The organism is Paraclostridium sp. MRS3W1, from assembly GCF_032465715.1.
In the GTDB taxonomy this organism is placed as follows: Bacteria; Bacillota; Clostridia; order Peptostreptococcales; family Peptostreptococcaceae; genus Paraclostridium; species Paraclostridium dentum.
Genome location: NZ_JAWDJM010000124.1, coordinates 39,134 through 49,555 on the forward strand (window position 1 = coordinate 39,134; position 10,422 = coordinate 49,555).

The window sequence follows — 10,422 nt, forward strand, 5'->3', positions numbered from 1 at the left end:
CTATTTTTTGTTTAGTAGTAGTCCCATGTAATTTAATATAGAGTATACTTTTGAATAATCCATTCTTGTTGGACCTATCAAGCTTATTTTACCTACTACATTTTTATCTATATTGTAAGTTGCAGTTATAATACTACAATCTTGAGCTACCTCACATTCATTATCGCTTCCGATAATTATATTTAGGTTTTCTTTTTGTATTCCTTTAGATTTAAGCATACTCGATATATTTTCTTTCTCTTCCAGCATATTTAGAAATGTTTTAGCTCTAACAACATCACTAAATTCTGGGAAATTAAATATATTAGTTGCTCCGCTTAAAGATATCGCTGTGTTGCTTTCTTCAAAATCGAAGTTTAGTGCATCAATAAGCTTATCAATAAATAAAGAGTTTTCTGTTATTTCATATTTTATATAGTTTAGAAAATCTTCATCAATTTCAGTTATATTTTTTCCTGAAAGCTTCTTAGTAAGATTATCAGAAATTAAATTAAGTTTAGATTGATCAATCTGTATATTGGTTGATATAATAGTATTTTTTATTTCACCTTTTTCTGTAACTATTATTAAAACCATACTTTTTTCATCTAATCCAACCAATTGAACATGTTTTATAACTTGAATATTTGATGTATTTTTAGTAACAGCTATAGTTGTATAATTAGTTAATCTAGATATCAACTTAGATGTTTCATGTATCAAATCTTTCATATAATTCATGTTTTGGTTTATTGATTCTTCTATTAAATGTTTTTCAATATCATTTAATTCGCATGTACTCATTAAAGAATCAACATACAACTTATATCCTTTTTCTGAAGGAATTCTCCCTGAGGAGGTATGAGGTTGAATCAAATATCCTAATTCTTCTAGGTCAGCCATTTCATTTCTTATCGTAGCTGCACTAACTCCTAGCTCATACTTTTTAGAAAGAGTTCTAGACCCTACAGCTTCTGCAGTTTCTATATAATCTTTAACAATAGCTTTAAGGATATTTAGTTTTCTTTCATTTAATTCCATATAATCCAAAGCCTCCTCTTTTGTTAGCACTCATTTAGTTGGAGTGCTAAAAGATTATATATATTTTATATCACTTTAAATTTGCTTTGTCAACACTTTTTGATTAATTTAAGAATTCTATGAACACACTATTAGAAATTTCTCTTCCTTTTTGAGTTAGAGAAATGTTTTTTCCGTCAAATCTAACAAGCTCTCTTTTTATAAGCTTATCCATAACTTCTTGATATATATCATAAAAATCTGTATCAAATCTTTCTTTAAATATATCTATATTTATGCCTTCATTCATTCTAAGCCCCATAAATATAAATTCCTCTATCTTATCTTTTTTAGTTAATTCGATTTCTTCACTAACAGGCCTTATATTTTGCATAATACACTTATTGTATTCACATATATCTTCTATATTTGAATATCTAGTATCCCCTATAAAACCTGACGCTCCTGGACCTAGACCTAAATAGTTGTCACACTTCCAATATATAATATTATGTTTACATTCTAGATCTTCTTTTGAATAATTAGATATTTCATACTGGTTATATCCATGCCTTTTTAAAGTGTCTATTGTATAGTTATACATATTTATATCTGTATCTTCATCTAATAATTCAAATTCTTTATTTTGATACATATAATATAACTTCGTTCCCTCTTCTAATATAAGTGAATACGCAGATATGTGTGACGGATTTAACTTTATAATTTTATCCAATGTATCTTTCCATTCTTGAGTTTTTTGGTTTGGAAGCGCATACATTAAATCTATATTTATATTTTCAAATCCTATATCCAATGCATCGTAATAGTTTTTCTCAAATTCTTCATATGTATGTATTCTTCCTATAGATTTTAAATGATAATTTTGAGTAGCTTGAAGCCCTATACTCAATCTATTTATACCCATTTTTTTCATAGCTTCAAGCTTTTCTCTATTTATTGTTCCTGGATTACATTCAATAGTTATTTCTGCGTCTTTTTTTATATTAAAATTTTCATTTATATTATTAACAAGTTCTTGCAGTTCATCTACAGTTAAAATGCTTGGAGTTCCTCCTCCAAAGAATACTGTATCAAAACACTTGTCCTTAAATTCGTCTTTATAAAATTTCATTTCTCTTTCTATATTTATTAGATATTCTTTCTTTTGATTACTATTAATTTTATACGAGTTAAAATCACAGTAATAACATTTTTGCGCGCAAAACGGCACATGTATATATAGTCCTAACATAATTACTCCTTAATATTTAAATATAATTATATCTATTATACCTCAAAACATAACTATTCTAATCTTATTCATCTAAAATTCACATAAAATATTCATTTATTTAACTTCTATATAAACCACGTAATAATTTCCTTAAGCACAAAAAAGAGATAGTAAAATTACTATCTCTTTTTTATCTATTTTTAAATAATTAATTAATTATTTTCTTGTTTTTTTGACATTACTGAGTAAACTGGTAACCCTATAGCCGTAACTATTAATCCACCAGCAGCTACTAAAGTATTATTCATTAATTGGTTAACTATAACGAATAATCCACCAGCTATTGCTATTAATGGTATTATTGGGTATAAAGGCACTCTGTATGGTCTTTCTAAGTTTGGTTGGTCTTTTCTTAACTTCATTACTCCTATGAAAGTTAATACATAGAATACCCATATTATGAATATTGTTAAATCTGTTAATAAGTTGAATTGTCCTGATAATGCATATAAACAAGCAAGTATTGCCATTAAGAATATTGCATTTGCTGGAACTCCACCTTTATTTAACTTACATAATGCTTTACTTCCTGGTAATGTACCTTCACAAGCTAATGCGTAAGATACTCTAGGTCCAGTTAATAAGTATCCATTTAATCCACCGAATACAGATATTAATATACCAACTGTTACTATTTTACCACCCATTGGTCCAAATATTCTTTCTGCAACTAATGATGCTGGAGCACTTACTGTTGCCATTTCACTAGCTGGTACAACCCATAAGTAAGCTAAGTTTATAACTACATAAACAGCCATAACTATTGATAAACCACCAACTATAGCTTTTGGTAAGTCTTTACCTGGGTTTTTCATTTCTCCTGCTATAGATCCAACATTTATCCATCCATCATATGCGAATAATGCTGCTATTAAAACTTGACCTAAAACAGCTCCCATAGATAAGTTTTCACCTATGAATGGAGTTGTTATTGAGTTATCTCCTGATCCATTTATAAATCCAAATACTATTATAACAGCTAATGGTATTAATTTACATATAGTTGCTACAGTTTGTATTGTTCCACCTAATTTAGATCCTACTGTGTTTAAAACTGCTAAAAATAATATAATTCCTAATGCTATTGGTAATACAACTGCCATATTAGTCTCACTTTGACCTATTAAAGTAGCTGCTTGTTGAGCAAATATTACACCTAATGCTGCTGCTGTCGCCGGGAAGAATAATACCGCTTGCATCCACCCTGTTAAAAATCCTAATCTGTCTCCATATATCTCTTTGATATATATCATCATACCACCAGTTTTTGGTATTGCTGCAGATACCTCTGCTGCTGTAAGTCCAGCTGCTATTGTTATAACCCCAGCTATAACCCATGCTAACATACCTAATCCTGGTGCTCCACCTGTTGCTGAATATATAGCTTGAGGCTTAAAGAATACCCCTCCACCTATAACCATACCAACAACTGTAGAAAGCGCTGCCGAAAAACCTAAAGTTTTTTGAAGTCCCTTGTTGCTCATCGTTTTCCTCCTTATATTTTTGCTTTATTAAAATGTCCAATATGAATATTACTACATTTTTTTATAAATAACAATACATTTCGACACTTTTATTTTTTTTTTTACAGTAGTTTAAATAAATTTATTTATTTTATAATTTAGGATAACCATTACCTCATTATTTTATTAAATTTTAGTTAGTTTTTATACTAAATTTTCTACATTTTTTGATTATTTCTACAAAAAAAATGAAGGGAAAATTCCCTTCATTTTATAATAATTAGCTATCTAATTTTAATACAGACATGAACGCTTTTTGTGGAACTTCTACAGATCCAATTTGTCTCATACGTTTCTTACCTTCTTTTTGTTTTTCAAGAAGTTTCTTTTTACGTGATATATCTCCACCGTAACACTTAGCAAGAACATCTTTTCTAAGTGCACTTATAGTTTCTCTAGCCATTACCTTATTCCCCACTGCAGCTTGTATAGGTACTGGGAATTGATGTCTAGGTATTTCACCTTTTAATTTTTCACACATTGACTTCCCTCTTGAGTAAGCTTTACTTTCATGAACTATAAAGCTAAGTGCGTCAACTTGTTCTTTGTTTATTAATATATCTAATTTTACAAGCTTAGAAGGAACATAATCCTTTAACTCGTAATCTAATGATCCATATCCTCTTGTTCTAGACTTTAGAGCATCGAAGAAATCATAAACAACTTCATTAAGTGGAAGATCATAGTGAAGCATTACTCTTTTTTCATCTATGTATTCCATATTTATCATATCTCCACGTCTCTCTTGGCAAAGTTCCATAACTGTACCTACATAGTCTTTAGGAACTATTATATCACCTTTTACCATAGGCTCTTCTATCATTTGTATCTCATCACGTTCTGGTAAGTTCGCTGGATTTTGTACCATAACTAATTCCCCATCAGTTTTTGTTACTTTATATATAACAGATGGTGCTGTAGTTATTATGTCTAAATCGAATTCTCTTTCTAATCTCTCCTGGATTATCTCCATATGTAATAGTCCTAAGAATCCACATCTAAATCCAAATCCTAATGCTGCTGAACTTTCAGCTTCAAATTCAAGCGCCGCATCATTAACTTGTAGCTTCTCTAAAGCATCTCTTACGTTTTCGTACTTTTCTCCTTCACCTGGGTATATACCACAATAAACCATTGGAGTAGCCTTTTTATATCCTGGCATTGGATTTTCAGTCGGGTTGTTAGCATCAGTTATTGTATCTCCGACACAACAACTTCTTATATCTTTTATACTAGCTGCAATGTATCCAACATCTCCAGCACTTAACTCATCTAACTCTCTTTGTCCTGGAGCCATAACACCAACTTCAGTTACTTCAAACTTTTTATTAGTGTTCATCATTTTTATAGTCATACCTTTTTTAACTGTTCCCTCATATACTCTAACGTATGCTACAACCCCTTTATATGCATCATAATATGAGTCAAATATTAATGCTTTTAAAGGAGCTTCTTTATCACCTTGTGGTGCTGGAACATTTTTAACTATAGCTTCTAATACATCTTCTATGTTTAATCCACTTTTAGCTGATATAAGTGGAGCTTCACTTGCATCAAGCCCTATTATATCTTCTATTTCTGTTTTTATTTCATCTGGTCTTGCACTTGGTAAATCTATTTTATTTATAACTGGTAATATTTCTAAATCTTGATCTATTGCTAGATAAACATTTGCTAATGTCTGAGCTTCAACACCTTGAGCTGCATCTACTACAAGTAATGCCCCTTCACAAGCTGCTAAACTTCTTGAAACCTCATAGTTGAAGTCTACATGTCCTGGAGTATCTATTAAGTTTAAGAAATACTCTTGTCCGTCCTTAGCCTTATAAACTAATCTAATATTTTGAAGCTTTATAGTGATTCCTCTTTCTCTTTCAAGATCCATGTTATCTAGTAACTGATCTTTCATCTCTCTTTCACTAACAAGTCCTGTATGTTGAATTAATCTATCTGCTAAGGTAGACTTTCCATGGTCTATATGCGCTATTATACTAAAATTTCTCGTTCTACTTTGTTTGCTGTCCACCTTTTATTCCTCCTTTTTATTATTATCATAACTTTTATTTTATAATATATCCGCAATTATGTAAATATTGATACAACAATTTAAACAAAGGTTCTTAAAATAATATTAGGGCTATCGTATCGATAACCCTAATTTATCTTAAATTATTAAGTTTGCTTATTTTTTCTTCTACATCTTTTACAGTTTTCATAAATGAACCATTTAAGTTTTCTATAAAAACTTCTATGTTGTACTTATCTATCTTCCCTATCATAAGTGTAGCCTCTTTATCCACTAAAAATATGCATACACTTATTACACAAACCATAGTTAATATAAACATTCCTCTATATATAGGCCTTCTAGATAGCTTTTTAATCTTTTCCTCTTTTTTACGTTCTATTCGGCTCATAGTTTTATCCTACATACCTTTTTCTTTTAAAAATTCATCTATTACTTCTGCAATATATTTAACTGATGCTTGAGCTTCTTCTATAGTGTTTGCATTTCCTCCTACTTCTAGTAACAATGGCTTATCTGACTTATATTGATTGAATTTTGCTTTTGGCTTTTTAACTACTGGTCTTGTTATTCCTGGGTATTTACTTTCAGCAAATGCTGTAATTTCTTTTGCTAATTGTAAATTGTTAGAATAGTTCTCACTCTTTTCACCTACAACAAATAAAAATTTAGCAACATTTTCTCCATTTATTTTAGTTGTACATGCATCATGGAAATCTTTCTTAGCTTTTTCACTTGCTATATCTCTACCATCTCTATGTAAATCTATTATTACATCAATACTTTTATATTTTGCCTGCATTGTTTCTATAGTTTTTAAACTTCTACTATATGCCCCTGTAAACTCCGGCATATCATGGTAAGTAGTATTGTGAACTACAGATCTTCCTCTTTTATCTAACTCTTGAGTTAAAAGTGCTCCAATTTCAAGGGTAGCATTTTCTTTATCATAAGAGTGGTAATTTCCTGTTGGAGAATTTACATAAGTTTCTCCTCCATGAGTATGATATATAAGAATTTGAGGCTGATCTTTTGTCGCTAATACATTATCTACATATTTGCTACTTGTAGATGACGCCTCTGTAGTTTTTTCTTTTTTCGATGAATCTTCAACTTTAGGAACATTTTCTTCTCCTACATACATCTTTACAAATTCATCTTCTTTATTTGTAGATTTTTTTTCTGATTTATTTTCCGCTTTGCTTGCTTCCTTTTCATTTTCAGATTTAGGTGTATCTACCTTAGTCTCTGGATAACTTGTATTTATAAGAAATTTTAAAAACTCATCTTCATTTAGTGCATACGATGTTTTGAAACATAACCCACATATAACACAGGTTAAAATGCTCAAACTAGCAACTTTTCTTCTCATATTATATCCTCCTTAATTTACAATTCTCCCAGGATGAAGCGATCTATTTAAGCCTTCGCTTATTATTACTGCTAGATTTTCAATCGTATCATCTATATCTTTTGGTGTAACTATTAAATTCTTATCATATGGTTCTAGTGATTCTCTTATAAAATGATATTTTTCTTCTTCTTTTAACTGTTTTAGCATGTTGTAAAAATCTTTGCTTTCTTTGGATTGTTCCATAAGATTATCAATTGCAAGGTCAAGTACATCACTAGTTAATGTTGCAGCATCAACTACTGTTGGAACTCCTATCGCTATTACATCTACCCCTAAATAGTCTTTATTTAATGCTTTTCGTTTATTACCAACCCCTCCTCCAGGTGAAATTCCAGCTGTTGAAATTTGTATCGTAGAGTTTACTCTCTCCATTTTTCTTGAAGCTAAGGCATCTATTGCTATAACTCTATCAGGCTTTATCATATCAACTATTGATTTTACAATCTCGCTTGTCTCTATACCTGTAATTCCCATTACCCCAGGACTAAGACCTGCAACTTCTGTAAAATCATCATCATATTCTTTGTTGTAGTTTTTAAATATATGTCTAGTTACTAGAGTTTTAGAAACAGCTTTCGGTCCTAATGCATCTGATGTTATATTCCAGTTACCAAGCCCTATAACTAACGTCTTTTTAGTTTTATCAGTTCCAAGTATATCTATTAGTTCATCTTTTAAATATTCAGTTACCTGCTCTCTAGATTCATCATCATCATATTTCATTAACTTACTTTCTATAGTCGTGTAAATACCTATCCCCTTGTTCATAATTTGAGATCCTTGTTCATCTAATACTTCAACTTTAGTTACAATACAATCATCTAATTCTTTTGTATCTATTTTAACTCCAGGTATATTACTTCCATCATTACCTTGTTCATATATTTCTCTAGCTTCTAGAGCTAAATCAGTTCTTAAACTTATCATAAAACTTCCTCCATTTTAAAAGTTTAAATTTAATCATACTAAACATTGTTAACAAATTTTATAATTTTATAACCAAATAAATTTAATTTAATTTTTTTTAGAATAATTAATTTGTAGGTTGTAAAATATTTTGATTTGGGTTATAATCTAAAAAGTCAAATGGAAAGATATTAAAAAAGTTAATAATAATTATCCTTGATTTTTAGATTTATTTCTGTTAAAATCTAATATGTTGACGATGAATAATATAAACTACTCACGAGGGGGTGAACCAGATGGCAAACATAAAATCAGCAAAGAAAAGAATAAAAGTTATCGAGAAGAAAACTGCTTTAAACAGAGCTAGAAAATCTCAAATAAAAACTGCAATAAGAAAGTTCGAAGAAGCTGTTATTGCAGGAAACAGAGAAGAGGCTGCTGCTAGATTCCAATACGCTCAAAAGAGAATATCTCAAGTAGCTTCTAAAGGAACTATACACAAGAACGCTGCAGCTAGAAAAGTAGCTAAGTTAGCTCAAAAGTTAAACGGAATGAACGCTTAATTCCCGTTTAAAATAGATATTGACCCTTGATTTTAATCAAGGGTCTTTTTCTGTTTAATTTAAAACTGCGCATAAAAAATTCGCTTCGCTCATGTCGCCAACGACTCCGTCCGTTGCTCAAAATGTCATTTTTTACTTTCACCAAAACATTTGTATCACTATGTTACATAAGTTACCCACAAAATTTAATTAAGTATAATTTCCTTAAGCGTAAAAAATAAGGAATTATCCAAATTCTAGATTAATAGTAAACTAGTTAAGTATTATTTAAGAATTTACCCTATACTTTAATTATCTTAAAAGTTTCATATGGATAAATTTTTAAACAATACTAAAACTAACTACATATTAAATCTTTTTGAACAATTCCTTATTGACAATACTTGCTTACAAGTATCTCTACCGCTAAATTATCTTTCATTAGTCCATTCTTTATTTTAAAATCACTTTCTAATATAAAATTTAACATATCAACTACAGCTTCATCAGCAAATAGTCTGCCCTGTTTTAAAGCCTTAGTAACTACAAATGGATGCGCTGATAATTTCTCAGCTATAACTTTAGATGAATACCCTTGGTTTTGTAATTGCCTTGCCTGCATTACTAATTTAAATTGCTTTGAAACCATAGCAAATATACCAAGAACAGATTCACCTTCTAAAATCATATCCGTTACTATTTTCATTGCATGTGATGAATTTTTATTTCCAATCTCATCAATTAGTTTAAATATATCATTTTCAACTTTCTTTTGAGATAATTTATCAATAATAGCTTTTGTTACATTATTTCCTTTGCCTACAAATGAAGCTATTTTATTTATTTCGTTTTCTAAATCAGATAATGTCTTTTCACTGTTTTTATCTCTATATCCTTCTTGCTCTATAAAATACATGATTTCAGAATCATTTATATATACTTCATTTTGCTTGAATCTATTCTTTACCCATTTGAATAAATCCATATCACTTAACTTATCGCAATGATTAACTATTCCAACTTTGTTGATTTTTTTAACTAAACTTTTTCTTTTATCTACATCTCCATAAACTAAAAAAACTATAACCGTTGTGCTAGGTACTTTTTCAATATATTCTATAAGCTCACTTTCATCACTATCTGAAAAGTTTTTTTTCTTTCCCTTTAGTAATTCAAAATCTTTTATTATTAAAATTTTCCTCTCATCCATAAATGGAAGTGTTTCTGCATTGCTTAAAATTTGATCTAATGTCAGTTCTTTTCCATCAAGGATATCTAGGTTAAAATCTATCATACTTTCATTTAAACTTTTTTTACAAGTTTTAATTACATTTTCTATTAAATAAAACTCTCTTCCATAAAAAAGATATACATTTTTAAATTCGTTGTTGTTCATGCTCTTGATGATATCCTTGTAATTCATTTCTTTGCTCCTTTATCGTTTTTATTTCTTTATATATCATAAAAATTCCTACCAAAATGTAATATACAATAACTAAAATTTTATTAGAATTTTCAAATTCAATAAAGCTTCCATTTATATTATATAAAAATTCTAATGTCATATATATAAAATCAATTATACTTGTGTTAATCCCAACCATTATTTTAGTTAAAATTAAACTAAACGGCAATACTATAGCACTTAAAATGCTAATATATATAATTATACTTAAAAGTGGTACAACTACTATATTACTAACTATACATACAAT

10 protein-coding genes are annotated in these 10,422 nt (G+C 29.2%); 1 reads left to right on the forward strand and 9 read right to left on the reverse strand.

All coding sequences use genetic code 11. The annotated features are described in order from the left end of the window. The 7 genes from hrcA to gpr form a co-directional block, all read right to left on the reverse strand. The gene (gene hrcA, locus RWY47_RS10175) at positions 1-1,020 is read right to left on the reverse strand and encodes a heat-inducible transcriptional repressor HrcA (protein ID WP_021429927.1); all 1,020 of its coding nucleotides are present in this window, start codon (positions 1,018-1,020) and stop codon (positions 1-3) included. A 103-nt stretch (positions 1,021-1,123) separates the two neighbouring features. Further along, positions 1,124-2,254 carry a radical SAM family heme chaperone HemW gene (hemW, locus tag RWY47_RS10180; RefSeq protein WP_142730487.1) on the reverse strand — a complete coding sequence of 377 codons (1,131 nt, stop codon included), beginning with the start codon at positions 2,252-2,254 and terminating at the stop codon, positions 1,124-1,126. 194 nt (positions 2,255-2,448) lie between these two features. Continuing rightward, positions 2,449-3,780, reverse strand: coding sequence for an APC family permease (locus RWY47_RS10185; protein ID WP_142730488.1), 1,332 nt, complete (start codon positions 3,778-3,780; stop codon positions 2,449-2,451). A gap of 259 nt (positions 3,781-4,039) precedes the next feature. Continuing rightward, positions 4,040-5,845, reverse strand: coding sequence for a translation elongation factor 4 (gene lepA, locus RWY47_RS10190; RefSeq protein ID WP_021429845.1), 1,806 nt, complete (start codon positions 5,843-5,845; stop codon positions 4,040-4,042). A gap of 133 nt (positions 5,846-5,978) precedes the next feature. Further along, positions 5,979-6,236, reverse strand: coding sequence for a hypothetical protein (locus tag RWY47_RS10195; RefSeq protein ID WP_021429890.1), 258 nt, complete (start codon positions 6,234-6,236; stop codon positions 5,979-5,981). A gap of 9 nt (positions 6,237-6,245) precedes the next feature. Beyond that, positions 6,246-7,217 (reverse strand): stage II sporulation protein P, encoded by a 972-nt coding sequence (spoIIP, locus tag RWY47_RS10200; RefSeq protein WP_021429843.1) that lies wholly within the window; start codon positions 7,215-7,217, stop codon positions 6,246-6,248. Positions 7,218-7,229: 12 nt separating this feature from the next. Then, entirely contained in the window at positions 7,230-8,186 is a 957-nt protein-coding gene (gpr, locus tag RWY47_RS10205) for a GPR endopeptidase (protein WP_021429798.1), read from the reverse strand. Positions 8,187-8,461: 275 nt separating this feature from the next. Here gpr and rpsT point away from each other — a divergent pair, with 275 nt between their 5' ends. Then, positions 8,462-8,728: a 30S ribosomal protein S20 gene (gene rpsT / locus RWY47_RS10210; RefSeq protein WP_224170455.1), complete on the forward strand. Its 267-nt coding sequence runs from the start codon at positions 8,462-8,464 to the stop codon at positions 8,726-8,728. Between the two features lie 370 nt (positions 8,729-9,098). Here the strand turns inward: rpsT and holA are convergent, their stop codons facing one another. Both holA and RWY47_RS10220 read right to left on the reverse strand, forming a co-directional pair. Continuing rightward, positions 9,099-10,130 (reverse strand): DNA polymerase III subunit delta, encoded by a 1,032-nt coding sequence (gene holA / locus RWY47_RS10215; protein WP_025162064.1) that lies wholly within the window; start codon positions 10,128-10,130, stop codon positions 9,099-9,101. Continuing rightward, positions 10,084-10,422, reverse strand: a 339-nt coding sequence (locus RWY47_RS10220) for a ComEC/Rec2 family competence protein (protein WP_316030316.1), incomplete at its 5' end; no start/stop codon positions are given. The genes RWY47_RS10220 and holA, both read right to left, overlap by 47 nt.

What these genes read in the sequence shown, in the direction of transcription:
- hemW (WP_142730487.1), bottom strand. Translation starts at nt 2,254, where the DNA reads ATGTTAGGACTATATATACATGTGCCGTTTTGCGCGCAAAAATGTTAT.
- RWY47_RS10195 (WP_021429890.1), bottom strand. Translation starts at nt 6,236, where the DNA reads ATGAGCCGAATAGAACGTAAAAAAGAGGAAAAGATTAAAAAGCTATCT.
- holA (WP_025162064.1), bottom strand. Translation starts at nt 10,130, where the DNA reads ATGAATTACAAGGATATCATCAAGAGCATGAACAACAACGAATTTAAA.
- gpr (WP_021429798.1), bottom strand. Translation starts at nt 8,186, where the DNA reads ATGATAAGTTTAAGAACTGATTTAGCTCTAGAAGCTAGAGAAATATAT.
- hrcA (WP_021429927.1), bottom strand. Translation starts at nt 1,020, where the DNA reads ATGGAATTAAATGAAAGAAAACTAAATATCCTTAAAGCTATTGTTAAA.
- RWY47_RS10185 (WP_142730488.1), bottom strand. Translation starts at nt 3,780, where the DNA reads ATGAGCAACAAGGGACTTCAAAAAACTTTAGGTTTTTCGGCAGCGCTT.
- spoIIP (WP_021429843.1), bottom strand. Translation starts at nt 7,217, where the DNA reads ATGAGAAGAAAAGTTGCTAGTTTGAGCATTTTAACCTGTGTTATATGT.
- rpsT (WP_224170455.1), top strand. Translation starts at nt 8,462, where the DNA reads ATGGCAAACATAAAATCAGCAAAGAAAAGAATAAAAGTTATCGAGAAG.